This window comes from Brasilonema sp. UFV-L1 (assembly GCF_012912105.1).
GTDB lineage: Bacteria > Cyanobacteriota > Cyanobacteriia > Cyanobacteriales > Nostocaceae > Brasilonema.
On record NZ_QMEA01000159.1, the window covers coordinates 1 to 19205 of the forward strand.

Consider the following 19205-nt stretch of genomic DNA (forward strand, 5'->3'; position numbering starts at 1 on the left):
CACCTCCCCACCTCCCCATCTCTCGCTGCTTTCTTGAATGCCTTAACGATAAATTCACAATTTATTTCAAATTACTATGTATATCATGAAACTTGATAAGTAATGAGAAATTACGAGAAACACAGTCGGTATGAAAAAAGAACTCGTAACAGCAGGATTTGTCTTCTTATCTTTGATTTGGCCGCTCAAAGCTTCGGCATCTGACTATAGATATAGTCAGTTTTTTATCTTTGGTGACAGTTTATCTGATACTGGTAATGTGTTTAATGCCACTGGAGGTTCAGTCAATCCCGCACAAGCCATCCCATCAGATCCACCTTTCTTTCAAGGACGTTTTTCTAATAATAAAATTTGGGTTGACTTTGTTGGAGAAGAGTTAGGGTTATCCCCGACATTATCTACCAGTTTGAGTACAACAAATCCTACACAAGGTATTAACTTCGCATTTGTAGGTTCTAACTCTGGTCAAGATAATGCTTTCGTTTCCACTCTACCAGGAGTACAAGCACAAGTGGATTTGTATCAGCAAACATTGCTAACAAACAATCAGAAGGCTGATCCAAATGCTCTTTATGCGGTGTGGGGAGGTGCAAACGATTACTTGTTTGGTAATGTGACTGATGTTAATCAGACAGTCAGTAATTTATCAAATGCAGTAGAATCACTCGCCCAATCTGGTGCAAAAAACATTTTGGTATTTAACTTACCAGATTTAGGCACAGCGCCTCTTGTATCACAGACGGGAAATGCTAGCACTTTGACGACTTTAACTAATAATCATAACGCAGCATTGACAAGCGCTTTGGCTCAATTGAGCAATATTTCTTTTGTTAATATCATCACTGTTGATGTTAATTCCCTATTTAATAGAGTGCTAGCTAATCCAAGCGAATTTGGTTTTAAGAATGTAACGACTCCTTGTGTCATAGGTGATACTATCAATGGAAACATCGTGAGCGTATGTGATAACCCAGACGATTTTGTGTTCTTTGATTCTGTTCATCCAACTTCAGGAGTTCACAAGCTTGTAGCAGAAACAGCACTGACAGCGCTGAGAGCTAAATCTGTTCCTGAATCTTCTGCAGTCTTAGGTTTGTTAGTGTTTAGCACTTTGGTTACAGTAGCAATGCTCAAACACAAACAAAAACAATCAGCCCTGACTTCAGTCGCAAGTCAAACTCCTCGCAAACAATTATTTCCTACAGCAATACTCAAATAAGCCGTAATTCTCAGCAATGACGGCTTTGTTCTTATATCTCCTTTAGCTATAACTGCAATTGCCTGCACACAAACATGTACAATATGTTACATATGCAGGAGCTATTCATCCTTAATCTGGGCCAAATGCTCAAGCTATTTATCAGAAGATTTCAAAGCTTGATCGAGAACTTGTCGAGCTTGTTCAGCTTTTGCTCTTGCTTCTTGATAACGTAGATTAGCTTGAGCATAATTTTTGAGAATTTTAAAACCTTCCTTCAGGCGAGCAATTTCCTCCTCAGTCACAGTTTTATCTGAAAATAAAACATCAACAGTCTTACGAATTTCCATAGCTTCAGTGCGTGACTCTTGTACTTTTAGCTTGAGGGTGGCTAGGTTGTTCAAAACTTGGACAGCTTGTGTAATAGCATCCTCATCGCTAGTAGTTTCTGTTGGTGTTTCTTTGATTTCAATGAGTTGTTCGGAAGAAAATCCATCTTCCAGTTCCGTAGGTAATTTCCCTTCATCCAGCAGTTGCATTAACTGATCCATTGCTTTTTCGCGGGCTTTGGCTGAATCTTTACCCGGAACGGTGAGAATAATTTCTGGACTTTGAGCAAGAGTGTACTGAACCATAATTAGGCAGAAAATTTACGAGTAAACCAAGCCAGGGTAATCATCTTAACGTGAAATCAAGCGGCAAAACCATTATAATGATGCACAAGGCAAAAATAACTGTTTGTTCAATACGAGCGAGAAGTTTTTTCTTTTTTGAGGACATTAAGTGAGCAATGTAAACGCTTCTTTCCTTCGTGCTCTGGTAGTACCACTTTTCCAAGTTTTTAAAAATCAAACTTTATACTGGAATAAGTAAGAGTATTTTTCGCTGCGAGGGAAGAGCGATGGCTCCAAATCCCACCATTATGCAAGCTGTGGAACAATTGGGTTACCGCGTCACTGTTGGAGATGTGGCAACTCAGTCTGGATTAAATGTCGCTCAGGCAAATCAAGGGTTATTAGCTCTTGCATCTGATGCTGGCGGACATTTGCAAGTTTCTGACACGGGTGATATTGTTTACTTATTTCCAAAGAACTTTAGATCGATTCTACGTAATAAGTATTTGCAATTACGGTTACAGGAATGGTGGAAAAAAGTTTGGGGTATTTTATTTTACTTGATTCGGATATCATTTGGAATTTTCTTGATTGCCTCCATTGCCCTGATAAGTATTAGCATCATTTTAATGATCTCGGCTGCTAACTCAGACCGCGATAGCGGCAATAGAGGCGGCAATTTTAGTGGTGGTTTTTTCTTTTTTCCCGATTTATTCTGGTATCTCAGTCCAGATTATGACACCCGTCAGCGAGAAAGACGGCGGGAGAAAAGAGATCTCAATTTCTTTGAAGCCGTATTTTCGTTTTTGTTTGGCGATGGTAACCCGAATACCAAATTAGAAGAACGCCGGTGGCAAGAAATTGCTATGGTAATTCATCATAACCAAGGTGCTGTAGTCGCCGAACAAATTGCACCGTACCTTGATGATATAGGAGAAGGTTCTGCAAAAGAATACGAAGATTATATGTTGCCCGTCCTGACTCGCTTTAATGGACAACCTAAAGTTAGTCCCGAAGGAGAGATTGTTTATTATTTTCCAGAGTTGCAGGTGAGTGCAGGCAAAAAATATCATCAACCTTTGTCAGCTTATTTGGAGGAATTTCCTTGGCGCTTTAGTGCGGCGAGTTCAGGACAAATTATGCTGAGTGCAGGATTGGGTGTTGCAAATTTTGTTGGTGCATTAGTGCTAGGAAGTTTGTTGAGAGATGGTACAGTAGCCGCCCAAATAGGTGGACTCGTTGCTTTTGCACATGGGATTTATTGGGTATTATTGGCTTACGGAACAGGTTTTTTAGTTGTCCCGTTAATACGATATTTCTGGATTGGTTGGCGTAATCGCAAAATTGTGCAACGCAATGGCGATCGCCTATCTCGTGCAAGACAACTAGCAAGCGCAGACTCTGGGTTACAGCAGAAAATAGCTTATGCTCAGCAGTTTGCAGCAGAAAAAGTTCTTAGTGATGAAGATTTGGTCTACTCTACTGAAACTGACTTGTTAGAACAGGAGGTTGAACGTTCTCAACAAATTGACGCCGAATGGCAAAAGCGCCTACAACGAGGAAGTGGGGAGTAGGAGACAATTCAAAATTCAAAATTCAAAATTCAAAATTCAAAATTCAAAATTCAAAATTCAAAATTTGGAATCTCCCGAGTTCCCCATCTCCCCACCTACTTCACCCGAATCGGTGCTAAAGCAACACCTTTGTAGTAGTAATTCAAAATTTGCAGATGATTGTATCCCCGCGATGCTAAATTATAAGCTCCCCACTGACTCATACCTAAAGCATGACCATAGCCAAGTCCTTTGAGTGTAAAGCTTCCATTCGCGTTACTAACAGTAAAGCGGGTGCTTTTTAGCCTCAGTGCTGTACGCACATCTTCACCCCTGAGGACTTTCTCGCCCTTGTCACCAACTATTTTCAGGGCTTTCACGCTTCCGAAACGCGATGTACTCTCAGGAATGATTTGTTTGACATTTCCGACTTCTGGAATTTGGGCGCTAATTTCTGCAGGGGAAAAAGTTCTGATCCAGTTGCACTCGCTGATATTTTGGTCAAAGTCTGGAACAGCACGCAGGTATGGTTCACGCCCTCCCCAAACATCTTCTGAGTCTTCTGTGTGTCCGCCAGAACAAGCATGGAAGACAGAAAGAATCACCCGATTTTTGTAAGTCAATACTTTTGCTGCAGTCGCATCAACTGCAGCGTAGGTAGTAGGAGATTCACTGCTGACGCCTTTGTAAATTTGCCAACGATCTGGCGTAGCGCCTAAATCATAAAGGGGATTATTGCGCTGTTTCTCTCGCTCGTAAAGAGCATATGTACGGGCGGCGATCGCCTGAGCTTTTAGGGCTTCTAAGGGCCATCTGGTGTCCATTTCGCCACCGATCACGCTGTAAAGATATTCTTCTAAATCAACCCAGTTGACAACAGATAAGCCTTTTTCTGAAGGAACAACAAGAGTTCTGCCGCGATACCAGCGATCGCCAATATAAACGAATCCCTTACCTGTTGGCTCAACCCAAAATAGAGTCGATCGCCACTTATCCAAAGCAACTCCACCAGGAACCGCTTGAGCATAGTAAGCACTCATTCCTGGTAACTGTCCTAAAGTACGACCATTACTATCCTTGACAACCGCAGTCGTAGAACTACCGACTTTGACCTGATTAATATCTCTTTGAATTGCCACCCGCAGGATGACGGATGCTTGAGCTGGAGCAACCATCGCTATCCATATAAGGATACCAAACCACCAATGGCGTCCTTTGATGTGGGAAAATAAAGAGGCAAGGAACAGTTGGAATTTCATGCTGACAATATAATCACACCTAATATACGTTTGACGCTTACTTTTGTAGTAGTTTCCATTCAAGTGGGATTTGAACTCTATCAAATGATAGATGAACTACCATAAGCTATCAACGCTATTTGTAGCGTATTTCTCTTTTGAGCCCTCAAATTTGTAGGGTTGGGCTAATAAAGCGCGAAAAACTGCGGTGCCTCCGGAAAAATCGCCCCATGAAAAGTTGTGATTTTTGTATACCAGTTGACGAGGTCTTACACGTAAGAAATGGAGCCAGCCTTATTACTTCGAGTATTCGTGACGCCAACACAGATAAACATTACAAAGGCTGGCTCCATTTCTAGGGGACAAATGCGTGACAATTTGGGCGATTTTTCCGCTTCAACGTTGACTCTAAACCCGTTACTTGTAATGAGGCACCGCAGTTTTTCCGGGTTTGATGAAACGGTAAATTTCCCCCTCAGCAAAAGCAAAAGTGTTTTATCTACTATGCAAAGCGGTGTTTTTCGCAAAATAACAAACTAGAGTCAAGGTGTTCTAAACTAGAACAACCACTCAGCGCCATAGCCACATCTAGCTCATCTCGCAGAATGTCAATCACATGAGCCACACCAGCTTGTCCTGCTACAGCTAATCCCCACAACACAGGACGCCCCACAAGCACTGCTTTTGCTCCCAGTGCTAGGGCTTTGAGGATATCAGTTCCTCTACGAATACCACCATCCAACAAGACTTCAGCGCGATCGCCCACAGCATCGACAACTTCAGCTAAAGCATCAACAGATGCAATTGCTCCATCTAATTGACGTCCACCGTGATTAGACACAACAATTGCCTTTGCTCCACACTCGACAGCACGAGCAGCATCATCTCCTCGTAAAATTCCTTTCAGTACCAAAGGGAGCGGACATAAAGACTGAAACCACTCTAAATCATCCCACGTGACCGCAGGGTTTAGTTGCTGGGCAACATAAGTAAACAATCCAGATTCCCCTTCTTCATGGGGAATATTCAACCCGGATAAATTTATAAAATTAGCTAATTCCATACCTGGTGGTAGAGTAAACTCATTGCGCTTGTCTCGTTCTCGCCGTCCCAGAATAGGAGCATCTACAGTGATACAAAGTGCTTTATAACCTGTAGCATAAGCTCTTTCTACTAAAGCACGAGTGAGTCCTCTGTCTTTGTGAATGTAAAGCTGGAACCATTGAGGAGCGTAAAGATTTGTGTCATGACGCACTGCTGATACTTCTTCTATGGTTTTAGTAGAAAGAGTACTCAACACCATGCCAACACCAGCTGATGCTGCTGCTGCTGCTGTTGCAACTTCTCCTAGTGGATTGGCAAGGCATTGAAACGCCATCGGAGCAATCAACATAGGTATTTGAAGTGGTTGATTTAAAACTGCAGTTGCGAGGTTGCGCTGACTGACATCTACCAGCACTCGCGGACGAAGTTTAAATCTTGCAAAAGCAGCGCGGTTATCCTGTAGTGTCACTTCATCCCAAGCACCACTAGCATAATAGTCCAAAGCCATTTGAGACAGGTATTTAGGCGCTAGCTGCTCATATTCAAATAAGTTAAGTGGTTTTAACGATTTTAGTTTTTCCATGAGCGCCTCATTGTCACAATATAGTTACGTTTAATTGTGCCGACTTGAAATACCCGGCGTTTAGTACATATATACGATGCGTAAGTCCTAACTACCTAGAAAAGAAACAGCAGGCAGTGTAAGCTGTTGCACTTTAAGATCATGCATTTTTTGACTTTGAACAAAACCGTCAAATCCTTTCCCTCACTCTCTCCTTCCCTCACTCTCCATAGTATACTTGTAGGCGTAACAGCTTATTGCACAGCACACTGCCTTCTCTTGCTTTTGATTTTTGATTAAATAACAAAATTTTCCGTGACACTTGCATCGTTGAGTACTACTTGAACGCCAAATTGTTCTCCGGGTTCACCTCTAAACTGTAATTGAAGGTAGTTATCTGCACTTCTGGCTTGAGTTTCCAGAAAAACTTCTGCAGACTCATCTAGCACTGTCAGTTGTAATCCTGGGATGAGATAAGTTTGATGATTTGTAGGATGTAACTGAAGGCAAACACCAGTTGGTTGGTTAGCTTTCGGTCGAATTTCGACAATTAATATGACAGCTTGATTGGTTGTCATTTGGATTCCTAAATCAATCAACTTTGCGCGTCTGATGAATGCTTGTGCTTGGTTAGTAGGATGGTTTTGCTCAATAGTTGTAGGGCTGCGAAAGCTATAAGCTGGTTTGAGTTCTGGTTGATTCCACAAGGATTCCACTGTTTGCCAACCAGCATCAAACACACCAGCCAACCACTGACTTAAATTCACGAATGTTTTCATTGAAGTTTGTCGTAGCTGTCCAAGATATTCAATCAAATCTTCCAAAGATTGCAGTTGACTCAAAGGCAATTCTTCAGTTGCGACATGACGAACAAACCCCAGTAATTTTGCTTCCTGAAGCGATTCATCTATTTGAACGACGACATAACCGACTCGTTCTTCCCAAGTTTCTGGGGGTATGTAACATGTTTGTTCAGCCAAGCGCACTGGACGACACTCTAGACTACCAATTTCTGGTAACTTCAAGTCTGCAACATCAGTACATAAACGTAGGACAGGATTCCAAATATCACTCTTTTTTAACTCAGTGGGAATCTCCATCATCTTCAGATATTCATTCACCACCCACACGCAGAGTGTATTGAGTCGGACTTGTTCAGCTTTTTCAGGAGTTGGTTGTTGACTAGCAAACTGCTCAGCAGTTCTGAACGCTGCTTGGGTAATTGGCAAGGTTAGTGCAAAATGGTCTAACATAAAATGTAACATATAAGTAGTGTGCGTCATCATTCGATCCCCAGTGAAGAATGTTGTTAGGTACATATCATTCAAAGGCACGAAGTTTACGCAAGAGTTAAAAGAACGTAAGCTTGACGGGTTGGACAAGGTACAAAAATGAGGACAGAAACACAACAGAGTCTGAGCAATGACGACTATTGTATCTTGCCTTAACCTGACTTCTAAAAAGGATTAACAATGATGGAAAAATACAAACCGTTTTCCTGCCATGTGTTTTTATCATCAGAGATTGAAATAATGGGAAGACCCCAGTCGAAGCGAGCAGTTAGCCAGTTATCTAGTTGTAGACGCAACCCTAATCCTGCAGAAACAAGTGTATTATCCTCTGCCTCAGAATTTGTGCTCGTGGATCTACCAGAACGATTCCAGCTTGTACCAACATCAAAGAAGGGAGAGACTTGCAAAACGCTGTTGTCTTGAGAAAAGCGGACAATAGGAATTCGCACTTCAGCAGACGCAAAAATTCCGTTGTCTGTCAGCAAAGCATCTTGGCGGTAGCCTCGGACACTTTCTATACCACCTAGGCTAAATTGTTCTAATGGAACAAGCGGTCGGTCTGCTAACTGCACATCTGCTCTGAGTAGCAGCACGGTATCGCGAGCTAATAGACGCACCCACTGTCCTTGTCCTCTCCAAGCGAAGAAACTATTAGCATCGAAAGCATCAAGTCCCAAACTAAACTGGGAACGAAAAGCAAGAACTTGCTGAGTACTGCGCTGCGTCCATTCTTGAAAAAAACGTACAGCACTCACCCGTGTTTTTCCTGAGTCATCTGCGCCAAAAGCCCCCACCGCACTTGAAAAGGGAATTTCCCCATTTAGTAAACTGGCTTTGCTTTCGCGGTGAGTTGCACTCAGACCTAACGCTAATTCTTGAGTTGGAGATTGTATGATGGGTTGGCGTAGTGTTAATTCGTAGTAGCGAGAGTCGGATTGAATATCAAGAACACTAAAGCGTCTTTCAATAATATCGCTGTCAGAAAAGCCAAAGCTAAAGCTCACAGTACCATTACGGGCATTAAAGGGAACAGAGTAACTAAAATCAAAAGTATTGCTACCATCAGTATTCGTATAAGTAGCGATGGCGCGATCGCCCCACCCAAAGAGATTGGCTTCGCTGAGTTGGATTTGACGGCGAAAGCTACCCACAGCAGGAGAACGTCCATTATCTAGGAGGATTTGTAGGTCAAAAGTCTCTGCTTCCTGAACTCGCACTTCTAACAAATTGACCCCTGGACGTGAACCTGTAGATAATTCAGCTGATAAGTTTGAAATCAGAGGATTGAGTTGCAAAAGTTGCAATGCTTCGAGTAGGCGCTCTCGATTCAAGGGTTTACCTGTGGCTAAAGCAATCCGACTCCGCACGTAGCCGGGATTGAGTCTGCGTGTACCGGAGATTTTGATGTCTTCTAGTCCACCCTCAACTATCCGAATTTCTACGACTCCTCCTAGAAGCTTTTGCGTTGGGATAAAGGCTCCAGACGTGATGTATCCTTTATCAACATACAGTTGCGTAATTTTCGTTCGCACCTCGAATAATTCTGCAAGTGTAATCGGGCGGTTAGTGTATGGTGCAGTGATTTTGGCAAAATCTTCAGGGCGAAAGACTGTACTACCTGTGACTTCAAATGTTTTAACAGTGATAGTTTGAGGAACATCACTCGGTGTGGGTTGATCCAGACTGGGGGGTGTTGTCGTAGGTGGAGGAAGTAACTTTTCTGGTGGCGGTAGACGTTCGGGAGGCGCTTGTTCTGGTAGTGGCTGAGTAGAAGGTGGCTGGTTCTGACGTTGTAGAGTGGGTTGAGGTAAGGTTTGTGCATGTTGCTCGTTTGATATTTGCGTTGTATTCAGAACTTGTGCTTGCAGTGGTTTGACTGGTATTGTAATAATGATTGCAACCAAGCTCAAACAATACCAGTATTGATAGAACCCTGGTTTTTTGGGAAGTTTACCGAGCATGACAAGTGGTAAGGAAGAAAAGTTAAAATTTCTTGTTGGTGCTTGGGCAACAAGAATGATGTCACCTTAGCATCAACAATCCATTCCTGTGCTTCGATAATTTTAGAGGAATCCGAGTTTTTGGGCAAAAATTGCAATGATTATTGTTCTTTTGAAAGAAATGGCTAAAATTTGCATTTTTTATGAAAATTCTTCATTTAACTACCAGTGGTAAAATAATTCGCAAATCAACTGTTGCTGCATCAGGTACCACAGCAACACAATAGCTAGGCAAAGTCGTAATGGATGTTCCTTGAAGATGAATTACGAAACCGCTTGCAAATTTTTGATTAATCAAACACTCCTGAATGAGGAAAACCCAAATGCCTTATTGATACGTCTACAGCAGGGACAAGCACCAATACCCGGTCAAATAACCTCGATTTTGTTGGCATTGAAAGTTGTATTTGAAGGTCTAAAAGATGCTACTGTTGTAGATAAAAATTTAGCTTACGCCTTATATCAGTTAAGCATTAAAACTCAACAGCTTTTTGCTGTAGGACGCAAAAAGGGAGTACAATGGCCACCCCTGCTACTGCAAGATTTGCTGAGAATCGCAACTGCTACTGAATGTATTTTTTCTGGTGAATGGCAAAGTCTACATTAACAGTTATCAGTTATCAAGGAAGCGGAGTATCAGTTTTCAAATCGATAATTGATAATTGATAATTCATTCTGAAGTTGTAGGGTAATTGTTCATTATTCATTGATTCCTGACAAAACAATTCAAAATTCACGCATTCGCACAGTGAGAAAAAAATACTTAAAACTTTAGTTGTGGGATACAAGCCCACGCGCTCTATAGCCTGCGGCACGGCTTTGCCTATCGAGCTTAAATTCAAAATGCGCTCATTCGCACAGTGAGAAAAAAGAGTTATTATTTTGAATTTTGAACTTTGTTAGCGCAGCGTGCCGTAGGCATACTTTGAATTGTTTTGGCGTCCATAGTGTAAGGTCCTCGGATTTATCCGTGGGTCTTAATTTTGAATGAGCGAATTTTGTTAGCGCAGCGGGACGCAGTCCATTTTGAATTTGAGCGGAGCGAGTGACGGAATCATTGCGACTTTAATGACCTTACGCTCCCTCATATCACAAAACACTTGTTCTAATTCTTGCAATGGACGGTGTTCACTGATTAATAACTCAAAGGGAATTTTCTGACTTGCAATCAGTGACAGCGCCGCTTGAACATATTCTGGAGTATTATGAAAAACTCCTTTGAGAGTCAGTTCACTGTAATGCAGCTGTTCTGTATTGACAGTAATAGTTGTATCCCGTGGACAACCACCAAATAAATTAACAGTTGCACCAGGGCGGGCACAAGCAATTGCGGTTTCCCAAACACTTGGTACACCAGTTGCTTCAATCACCACGTCTGCACCCCATCCCTGTGTTAGTTCTTTGACGACACTAGAAATTTCTGGTAATTGATGATAATTGAAAGTCTTTGCTGCACCCAGTTTTTCCCCAATCTCTAATCTTTGATCATTGCCTCCAAACAGCAATACCTCTGCTTTTTGAGCATGAGCTAATTTAGCTACGAACATCAGCCCTATCGCCCCATCTCCCAACACCACCACAACATCACCTGCTTTGACGTTGGAACGGGCTACCCCATGCAACACACAAGCAAGAGGTTCTGTCATTGCTGCTAATTCATAAGGCAAGTCATCAGGAATTGGCAACATATTATGTTGCACAATCGGTGCAGGAATTTTTAAGTATTGGGCAAAGGTACCGTTATTCCATGTCAAATTTGGACAGAGAGAGTATTCTTGGCGTTGACAAAAAAAGCATTTCATGCATGGAGCAGAGTTATTTGCGACCAGGCGATCGCCTACTTGCCAATCTGTTACACCTTCTCCTATAGCAACAATTTCCCCAGCAGCCTCATGACCAAACAGTGTCGGTGGTTTGAGCATTTTAGCATGACCGCCGCGACGCCAAACTTTTAAATCAGTACCACAAGTTGTCGCGGTCCCCACTTGGATTACAACTTCACCCACAGCAGGTGTTGGATCAGCGACCTCTTCTAAACGTAAATTTTCTTTGCCGTAAAGTAACGCTGCTAGCACACGAGCTTTAACCAATAATTGACTCCACCTGATTTTACCAGGTGGAGCAGGGAACTTTATGAGCAGCGAATAAGTCTTTGGTTCTAGAAATCTAGGATTTGACTGCGCTTTGAGGAACAGATCCCGTGTTTCTTCCTTCCAGGTTGGGTATCTGACTCACAGTTAACAGTGGCACTTCTTGCCAGCAGGTTTTGCAAAACCAGTAGAGTTCACCATGACGGACATGACGCAGGAGGGAACCACCACAACAGGGGCAACTGTTGGCTCTTATACTCATAATCTATGTCCTCCTTTTGAAAAATTATTGATTATAGAGGTAGATGCGTCAAAAAACTGTTAATTAAAGTTTGATTTTTGCATTATGAATGCGACCGTTTGAATTGATGCGGTCTTGGATGATTTTTCCATAAATCGCCTCGTACCCATCAACCATTTGCTTCACACTAAATCTGTTCTCTACTTGTTCTCGACAAGTTTGACGATTGAGTTCCAAAGCAGCTGGAATCATTGCCGCCATTTCATCGTAACTTTGGCAGACAAAACCTGAGACTCCGTGGTTAATGACCTCTGGTACGGAACCTAAATTGATACCAATGACCGGCGTACCAGTTGCCATTGACTCAATCATCACTAAACCAAAGGGTTCTTGCCAGGTTATTGGAAAGAGAGTGACAGCAGCATTGCCTAGCAGTTCAACTTTCTCGGCGTGGTTAATTTCACCTAGGTATTGAATTTGCTGACCATCAATGTGTGGGGCAATTTCTTGTTCAAAAAACTCAGTGTCTACTTTATCAACTTTTCCTGCCATCTTTAAACGCCAGCCAGCTTGCTTAGCAATGGCGATCGCATGATGTGGTCCCTTTTCTGGCGATAACCGTCCCAAGAAAGCCAAGTATGGCGGCTGTTGGTGTTGAGCGACAAAAGGATAATCTCTTAAAGAGATCCCGTTGTAGACAGTGCCAACATAGTTCAGGTTAACTTGACGCTGCGCGTTACTAATGCTGACGTATGGTTGCTTGTGATGGTGGGTATAGACGTTGCGGTTATCTGTTGTAAAACTACTATGCACAGTATGCACAGTGGGTGTTTGCACAAAATTCGCCAAAGGTAGTGCCGTGATTCCCAAATGAGAATGGATAATATCGAATTCCTTTGCTATCTGGTAAACTTGGCTCAGTTCAAGCATTTCGTAGACTGCGTACTCTTTGACATCTGGGTCTAAGCGCAATGCACGAGGATAAACAGCTTCTAACTTTGCCAATGTTTGCGAATCGCCAGATGCGAACAAAGTCACATCGTGACCTCGACGCACTAATTCATCTGTCAAGCGACTCACGACTAGCTCTATTCCTCCATATGTCGGAGGTGGAACTCGTTCCCACAAGGGGGCTACTTGAGCGATTTTCATAGATTTGTTTTGGTTCAGCAGTTGAGTAAGCCCTATTGCTAGGACTGACATCTATTTAATAATGATGATAGAGCATTTGTACTTAATCATCCAACTCTTAGATTAACCTGACTGACTCACCAGAGTGCAATTCCAGTTAACCGTACCCCGATATAGTCACTGGCTAATCTTACACTAACCATCATGTTTACACCGAGAGTATACTTATAAATTACTGTTTACTAACATAACGATTCATCTATCTTGGGACTCATCATACTTCAAAAATTCTGTAACGAAAAATACTAAATTCAGTAAACAGAAGCAATTCTAAAGAATGTTGCAGGAGGTTGAGAATGTGTGAACACCAGGACCCAAAGAAGTGGAAAATGACTAGTGACTACTGACTAATAATGACTGACTCAGATGAAAATTGCTACTTGGAATGTTAACTCGATTCGCACTCGTTTAGAGCACGTTGTTGATTGGCTGACTCAGAGTGATATCGATGTTCTCTGCATGCAAGAAACTAAAGTGATAGACGCACAATTTCCCTGTGCTGCTTTCGAGGAATTGGGCTATTCTGTTTATTTATCAGGACAAAAAGCTTACAACGGTGTTGCGATCGCCAGCCGTCAACCATTACAGGATGTCACTTGTGGTTTTACAGCAACTTTACCGAACCTACAGCCAGATTGGGATGAGCAGAAACGGGTGATCACAGGTCAAATAAATGGTGTCAGAATTATTAATCTTTACGTACCCAATGGTTCAGCGGTGGGAAGCGAAAAATATGAATACAAGTTGCGCTGGTTAACAGTATTGCGGGAGTACGTGCGATCGCTTCTTTTCTCACAAGCTGCGATTTGCATGTGTGGAGACTTTAACATTGCTCTGGAAGACAAAGATATTCATAATAGTGTTAGTATCGAAAATCACATTATGGCATCAGAACCAGAACGTCAAGCGTTACGAGATATTCTCTCATTAGGATTCGCTGACGCTTTTCGCAAATTCACCTCGGAAAGCGGACACTACAGTTGGTGGGACTATCGAGCAGCATCTTTTCGCCGTAATTTGGGTTGGCGAATCGACCATCACTATCTCACACCTGATTTATATGAGCGTGCGAAAAGCTGCACAATTGATGTTGCTCCTAGAAAATTATCTCAACCCAGTGACCATGCACCAGTGATTGTCGAATTTTAAAATTTAGTCATTGGTCTACATAATTCTTGACTAAATCCAAAACCCAAAATCCAAAATTGATATGTTTCTAGTCACTGGAGCCACAGGGGGAATCGGTCGTACAGTTGTGCGACTTTTACGTGAACAAGAAAAGCAGGTGCGGGCTTTTGTCCGTCTTACCTCACGCTACGGCGAGTTAGAACATAGAGGAGCTGACATCTTTATTGGTGATTTGCGCCAAGAAAAAGATATTCAAAAAGCTTGTCAAGGCGTACAATACGTAATTAGTGCTCATAATTCTGATGGTGATGCCTTATCTTTAGACTATCGCGCCAACATCGAACTTATAGACTCTGCAAAAGCGAATCAAGTCCAGCACTTTGTTTTCATTTCCGTTTTAGGAGCAGACAGAGGATACGAAGATGCTCCTGTCTTCAAGGCAAAACGAGCGGTAGAGCGATATCTCGAAACCAGTGGCTTAAACTACACTATTTTGCGCCCAACTGGATTAGCATCAGAATTGTTACCATTGGCAGAGCGTTTTCGGGAAACGGGGTTTTACCTGCTGATTGGCGATCCCAAAAACCGTACCTCTATTGTGAGTACAGATGATTTGGCAAGGATAATAGTCGATTCTGTGACAGTTGAAGCTGCTCGTAATCAGATATTATCAGTTGGGGGGCCAGAAATTTTAACGCGAGAGGATATCCCCAAAATTTTCAGTCGCATTTTTAACCGAGAGCCACTGCTGATTAACCCACCACTACTAGCGGTAGATGCACTACGGGGTGCATTTGGTTTTTTCAATCCCCAAGCACAAAAAGCTTTAGGAACGTTTCGCACAATACTCGCTAATGAATTTTTCTGCACAAAAGAGGAAATTGCCCAATTGGAAGCGATGTTCAATTTTCAGTTGGAAACATTAGAAAGTTTTTTGCGACGTTATTTAACGATTTAAATCGCTTGTAGTCAGTTGTGAAATCAGTACACAGTTATCAGTTATTAGTTATCAGGTTATTGTTCATTGATAACTGATAACTGTTAAGCGCTTACGACTAACTTATAATCTAAAATCCAAAATCTAAAATTTTATGAAATACTCCCTAATTGCAAATACGGCTACAGCACGTAAAACAAAACAGCGATTTGCAAAACCTGATGAACACCTATCTTATGAACTGGGTAAAGCAGTACAGGAATTGCCACCTTTGTATACTAGATTGTTAGCAGGAACAGTCAGTGCTGTTGTACTGGGGGCGATCGCCTGGGCAAATTTTTCGCTGATTGACGAAGTGGCGACTTCCCCAGGGGAGTTAATTGCTTCTACACAAGTCAGACCAGTAACATCAATAGGTAACGGAACAATTGTCAAAGTCGATGTCAAAGAAGGCGATCGCGTCATCAAAGGTCAAACCCTCATTCAACGCGATCCAGATTTACGACGAGTTGATGTGATTCGTTTAGCCACATCTGCTAGATTGATTCAAGAAGATTTACGGCGTTTAGATGCAGAACGTACAGGTGGAAAAACTGCTGGAACTCAACTTCAAGACGAACTGTTAAACTCTCGTTTACGAGATTATCAAGCGCGTCAAGCCGCAGCAGAAGCCGAAGCAAATCGCCAACAGGCGCTGAGTGACCAAGCAAAAGTCCGCCTGACTCGATTGCAAGAAAATCTGGTTAACGCAAGAACTAGCCTTACCAATGCCAAAACGAACTTGATTAACACCGAAAATATCCTTACTAAAGTTGAAAGTGGCTTAGCAATTGCTCAAAAAAGAGAACAAAGCCTTAAACTTCTGGTGACACCTGGTGCTATTCCTCGACTCGATTACCTAGACGCCCAAGAAAGAATCAATCGTGTGGCTGCAGAAATCACGAGGGCGAATGATGAAGTCGTCAACTCCCAAAATAAGGTGACAGAAGCTCAAGACAAAGTGACATCCTTAGAAAAGGATATTGCTGCTCAAACTCAGGAAATTCGCCAAACCGAAGAAGCATATCAAGCTGCTCGCACTCAAGTACAGCGTATAAAATCAGAACGTCAAAGTGAAATTATCACCCAGATCAACAAACGCAAAGAAGAACTGACTACTATTCAAGGTCAACTTCAGCAAGCGCAGAAAGAGCAAGAGATGGAAACTATCAAAGCTCCAGTCACAGGTACAATTTATAGAATTAAAGCAACAAAAGGACCAGTGCAAGCGGGTGAAGAACTACTGTCTATTTTACCAGAAGGGGAAGAACTTCTTTTAGAAGTAAAAGTTCTTAACCGGGATATTGGTTTTATTCACGAGGGAATGAAGGCAAAAGTGAAGATGGCGACCTTCCCCTTTCAAGAATTTGGCACAATTGATGGTGAGGTTGTGCAAATTAATCCCAATGCGACTGTTGACAAAGAAATGGGTTTAGTTTTCCCCACCAGAATTAAGCTGAACAAACACTCAATAATGGTACGAGGACAAGAAGTCGCGTTTACTCCTGGGATGGCTGCTAATGGAGAGATTGTCACTCGCAAGAAATCAGTTTTGACATTTTTAATTGAGCCAATTACTCGTCGATTCAGTGAAGCATTTTCTGTGAGGTAAGTTTCGTTTTTAACCCAACTTACACGTCCTCCATAGCAAGAGCAAGACATTAGACAAGATTGCACTCATTCAAAAAATCGTGAATGTCATTAGTCGCGAAACGCAGTGTAGCGTTAGCGCAGCATGTCTGAAAGACATGGAATCTTAGAGATGTTCTCACTCGGTAAACATGACAATTCAGGCATTTTTGCAATCTTGTCTATTGACATTCTCCCCTACTAACCTTGCCTATAGTGGGGGAGGGTTTGATTCAAGCGATCATCACCATAACTCACCATTCCTCATACTCCAGCATTTCTTCGTGTTTTTTGAGTATATCTTCAGAATAACTGGTACTATAATAATCACCAATACTGTGACTAACATTATTATCTAGTACAGTTTGATAACTTGAGAATTGTGACTCAAGTGTAGAATTAACACTAAAACTAGAAGACTCTACACTCTTAAGATTATCCAACTGGTCTTGTGAACTAGATACCTTGCTCGACCACAAACTTTCAAGGCTAGACCCATCAGAGTTACCCTGGTAATTCGTAACGTTGAAATAAGAACTTGTAGTACCACTGTTGGTGATAGAATCGTTCATGCCAAAGCTTGGGACCTGTGTATCCTGTACTGCGGTTTCTGAAACAATCTGACGCACTTGAGCATCAGTCAAATTGCCATTAGCACTCAGCATGAGAGCAACGACGCCAGCAACGTGAGGAGCTGCCATAGACGTGCCACTATAGGAAGTATACTTATTACCTGGAACTGTAGAGTACACATCAACTCCTGGGGCTGTCACGTAAGTGAGTGAACTCATTCCCGCTTTATTGGAAAAGCCAGCCGTGTTACTATTTTCATCAACCGCTCCAACTGCGATTCCCCATTTATCCGCATAGCGGGCTGGATAGCCTGATTGAAATCCACCATCATTACCAGCCGCCATAACAACAATCACGCCTTTGTTGCTAGCATATTCAAGAGCTTTCTCTACAGTGCTGTTAGAAGAATCACCATTAAGACTCAGGTTAATGACGTTAGCTCCATGATCTACAGCATAATAAATACCATTAGCAATTGAAGCATAGGAACCTGCACCCTGATCATTAAGAACTTTGACTGGCATAATTTTGGCATCGTAGGCAATACCAGTCACACCAATATCATTTTTTTCCCCAGCAATAGTTCCAGAGACATGAGTTCCATGACCGTTTTTATCTAAAACATTGTTGTTATTATCAGCAAAGTTCCAACCATACACATCATCTATATAGCCATCACCATCATCATCTACGCCATTGTCAGCAATTTCTTTGGAGTTTGTCCAGATATTATCGTTCAAATCTTCGTGGTTGAAGTCAACCCCAGTATCTACAACAGCGACGACGACATCCTGACCAGTATATCCTTTTGCCCAGACTTCTGGAGCTTTAACCAAATCAGCTCCCCAATTATTGTCACCAACATCAGGAACATCAGTAAAAGTCTCTTCACCAGCTGCTTTACCCACAGCAGCTGCAGCATCTATTAAGCCATAACCAGAAGTGAAATTGTAGCCATTGTTATCAAACAATTGTTCTTCAGCATTTTCTTTTTGGTTAGCGATCGCTGTGTTATAGCTACTATGACTCTTAAGGTTTACACTGTAGTCATTGTTAGAATGAAAGCTATCTACTGAGGAAATGGAAGTGGCATTGAGTCCTTGATTCAAAGAAGAACTGTTACTCTTGAGATAGCTGATCATCAGTATTTATTACCTCAAATATGTCTCTATTTTTTGACAACAATATCTACGCAAACCTTCTACTTATCGCAATCCTATATACAGCAGCAATTCCTGAGTCAGGAGTCAGGAGCGGAGCAAGGAAAGCTCCGCCTCCGGTCAGAAGTAAAAAGAGCTTTCTATCTGCCTTTTAGACTTCAGTAGTGTACTTCATTTACTTGAAATGTGCTGTAAGTTGTGTTGGCATAGCCTGCGCGCAGCGCATAAATTGTGGAGTCCAGCAAACCCGGTTTCTAGCAGCAAACCCAGTTTCTAATTTTTCACAAATGATTTCTGACTGCTATAGCAAGGTTTGCATCTCATAAAAAATAACCCTTAGACAATAATTACTATTTAGTTCATAGAAAAAATGCTATGATTTTTACAAATCAGTTTTCTGAAAAAATGAGCTTTCATCACTTGAATATTTCTTCACTAGAAATGGTATCAATACGGTTCGGTTAAGGGTAGTTCGGTATTAAAAACCCGGTTTATAAGAGAAACCGGGTTTCTGTCGGGTGCTTAATCCGAACTGTATTGAGAATGGTATGACCTGAAAAAATTGTATATAATATAATTTATACAAAAGTTTTTAAAAACACTAAAATCATTGAATTTAGTTTTGATAATGATAATCCTTATGGAGAATGCACGGACACGGTTTTAACACTCCCAACTCTTGGGTAGAATGTCAACACCCCTGCCTAAAGGCGAGG

At 41.9% G+C, this 19205-nt stretch carries 15 protein-coding genes; 6 read left to right on the forward strand and 9 right to left on the reverse strand.

Annotated elements, in window-relative coordinates:
- Window positions 1–130: 130 nt before the first annotated feature.
- On the forward strand, window positions 131–1219 hold the full coding sequence (locus DP117_RS29550; RefSeq protein ID WP_169221769.1) for an SGNH/GDSL hydrolase family protein: 1089 nt from the start codon (window positions 131–133) through the stop codon (window positions 1217–1219).
- 134 nt (window positions 1220–1353) lie between these two features.
- On the opposite strand, the gene DP117_RS29555 is transcribed toward DP117_RS29550, so the two are convergent.
- Entirely contained in the window at window positions 1354–1833 is a 480-nt protein-coding gene (locus tag DP117_RS29555) for a hypothetical protein (protein WP_169221770.1), read from the reverse strand.
- 266 nt (window positions 1834–2099) lie between these two features.
- Between DP117_RS29555 and DP117_RS29560 the strand changes: the two genes are divergently transcribed.
- Complete coding sequence (locus DP117_RS29560) at window positions 2100–3386, forward strand: hypothetical protein (RefSeq protein ID WP_169221771.1); 1287 nt, start codon at window positions 2100–2102, stop codon at window positions 3384–3386.
- Between the two features lie 95 nt (window positions 3387–3481).
- On the opposite strand, the gene DP117_RS29565 is transcribed toward DP117_RS29560, so the two are convergent.
- The 4 genes from DP117_RS29565 to DP117_RS29580 form a co-directional block, all read right to left on the reverse strand.
- A complete protein-coding gene (locus DP117_RS29565) occupies window positions 3482–4624 on the reverse strand; it encodes a SpoIID/LytB domain-containing protein (protein WP_169221772.1) in 1143 nt (380 codons plus the stop codon).
- A gap of 481 nt (window positions 4625–5105) precedes the next feature.
- Window positions 5106–6230 carry an alpha-hydroxy acid oxidase gene (locus DP117_RS29570; protein ID WP_169221773.1) on the reverse strand — a complete coding sequence of 375 codons (1125 nt, stop codon included), beginning with the start codon at window positions 6228–6230 and terminating at the stop codon, window positions 5106–5108.
- A gap of 275 nt (window positions 6231–6505) precedes the next feature.
- Window positions 6506–7462 (reverse strand): DUF1822 family protein, encoded by a 957-nt coding sequence (locus DP117_RS29575; protein WP_248277882.1) that lies wholly within the window; start codon window positions 7460–7462, stop codon window positions 6506–6508.
- 203 nt (window positions 7463–7665) lie between these two features.
- Window positions 7666–9462 (reverse strand): ShlB/FhaC/HecB family hemolysin secretion/activation protein, encoded by a 1797-nt coding sequence (locus DP117_RS29580; RefSeq protein WP_169221774.1) that lies wholly within the window; start codon window positions 9460–9462, stop codon window positions 7666–7668.
- Between the two features lie 298 nt (window positions 9463–9760).
- On the opposite strand from DP117_RS29580, the gene DP117_RS29585 reads away from it, so the two are divergent.
- Entirely contained in the window at window positions 9761–10108 is a 348-nt protein-coding gene (locus DP117_RS29585) for a Dethiobiotin synthetase (RefSeq protein WP_169221775.1), read from the forward strand.
- Between the two features lie 394 nt (window positions 10109–10502).
- Here the strand turns inward: DP117_RS29585 and DP117_RS29590 are convergent, their stop codons facing one another.
- The 3 genes from DP117_RS29590 to DP117_RS29600 form a co-directional block, all read right to left on the reverse strand.
- On the reverse strand, window positions 10503–11576 hold the full coding sequence (locus tag DP117_RS29590; RefSeq protein ID WP_169221783.1) for a zinc-binding dehydrogenase: 1074 nt from the start codon (window positions 11574–11576) through the stop codon (window positions 10503–10505).
- A 91-nt stretch (window positions 11577–11667) separates the two neighbouring features.
- Window positions 11668–11853, reverse strand: a complete 186-nt coding sequence (locus DP117_RS29595) for a hypothetical protein (protein ID WP_169221776.1) — start codon at window positions 11851–11853, stop codon at window positions 11668–11670.
- A gap of 63 nt (window positions 11854–11916) precedes the next feature.
- A complete protein-coding gene (locus tag DP117_RS29600) occupies window positions 11917–12984 on the reverse strand; it encodes a glycosyltransferase family 4 protein (protein WP_169221777.1) in 1068 nt (355 codons plus the stop codon).
- 405 nt (window positions 12985–13389) lie between these two features.
- On the opposite strand from DP117_RS29600, the gene xth reads away from it, so the two are divergent.
- The 3 genes from xth to DP117_RS29615 all read left to right on the forward strand — a co-directional run bounded on the left by xth (window position 13390) and on the right by DP117_RS29615 (window position 16739).
- Window positions 13390–14172, forward strand: coding sequence for an exodeoxyribonuclease III (xth, locus tag DP117_RS29605; protein ID WP_169221778.1), 783 nt, complete (start codon window positions 13390–13392; stop codon window positions 14170–14172).
- A gap of 61 nt (window positions 14173–14233) precedes the next feature.
- Window positions 14234–15109: an SDR family oxidoreductase gene (locus DP117_RS29610; RefSeq protein WP_169221779.1), complete on the forward strand. Its 876-nt coding sequence runs from the start codon at window positions 14234–14236 to the stop codon at window positions 15107–15109.
- A gap of 133 nt (window positions 15110–15242) precedes the next feature.
- Window positions 15243–16739, forward strand: a complete 1497-nt coding sequence (locus DP117_RS29615) for an HlyD family efflux transporter periplasmic adaptor subunit (RefSeq protein ID WP_169221780.1) — start codon at window positions 15243–15245, stop codon at window positions 16737–16739.
- Between the two features lie 271 nt (window positions 16740–17010).
- Here the strand turns inward: DP117_RS29615 and DP117_RS29620 are convergent, their stop codons facing one another.
- Entirely contained in the window at window positions 17011–18471 is a 1461-nt protein-coding gene (locus DP117_RS29620) for a S8 family serine peptidase (RefSeq protein WP_169221781.1), read from the reverse strand.
- Between the last annotated feature and the right edge of the window lie 734 nt (window positions 18472–19205).

What these genes read in the sequence shown, in the direction of transcription:
- xth (WP_169221778.1), top strand. Translation starts at nt 13,390, where the DNA reads ATGAAAATTGCTACTTGGAATGTTAACTCGATTCGCACTCGTTTAGAG.
- DP117_RS29615 (WP_169221780.1), top strand. Translation starts at nt 15,243, where the DNA reads ATGAAATACTCCCTAATTGCAAATACGGCTACAGCACGTAAAACAAAA.
- DP117_RS29570 (WP_169221773.1), bottom strand. Translation starts at nt 6,230, where the DNA reads ATGGAAAAACTAAAATCGTTAAAACCACTTAACTTATTTGAATATGAG.
- DP117_RS29550 (WP_169221769.1), top strand. Translation starts at nt 131, where the DNA reads ATGAAAAAAGAACTCGTAACAGCAGGATTTGTCTTCTTATCTTTGATT.
- DP117_RS29565 (WP_169221772.1), bottom strand. Translation starts at nt 4,624, where the DNA reads ATGAAATTCCAACTGTTCCTTGCCTCTTTATTTTCCCACATCAAAGGA.
- DP117_RS29585 (WP_169221775.1), top strand. Translation starts at nt 9,761, where the DNA reads ATGAATTACGAAACCGCTTGCAAATTTTTGATTAATCAAACACTCCTG.
- DP117_RS29620 (WP_169221781.1), bottom strand. Translation starts at nt 18,471, where the DNA reads ATGATCAGCTATCTCAAGAGTAACAGTTCTTCTTTGAATCAAGGACTC.
- DP117_RS29555 (WP_169221770.1), bottom strand. Translation starts at nt 1,833, where the DNA reads ATGGTTCAGTACACTCTTGCTCAAAGTCCAGAAATTATTCTCACCGTT.
- DP117_RS29560 (WP_169221771.1), top strand. Translation starts at nt 2,100, where the DNA reads ATGGCTCCAAATCCCACCATTATGCAAGCTGTGGAACAATTGGGTTAC.
- DP117_RS29575 (WP_248277882.1), bottom strand. Translation starts at nt 7,462, where the DNA reads ATGTTAGACCATTTTGCACTAACCTTGCCAATTACCCAAGCAGCGTTC.
- DP117_RS29600 (WP_169221777.1), bottom strand. Translation starts at nt 12,984, where the DNA reads ATGAAAATCGCTCAAGTAGCCCCCTTGTGGGAACGAGTTCCACCTCCG.
- DP117_RS29580 (WP_169221774.1), bottom strand. Translation starts at nt 9,462, where the DNA reads ATGCTCGGTAAACTTCCCAAAAAACCAGGGTTCTATCAATACTGGTAT.
- DP117_RS29595 (WP_169221776.1), bottom strand. Translation starts at nt 11,853, where the DNA reads ATGAGTATAAGAGCCAACAGTTGCCCCTGTTGTGGTGGTTCCCTCCTG.
- DP117_RS29610 (WP_169221779.1), top strand. Translation starts at nt 14,234, where the DNA reads ATGTTTCTAGTCACTGGAGCCACAGGGGGAATCGGTCGTACAGTTGTG.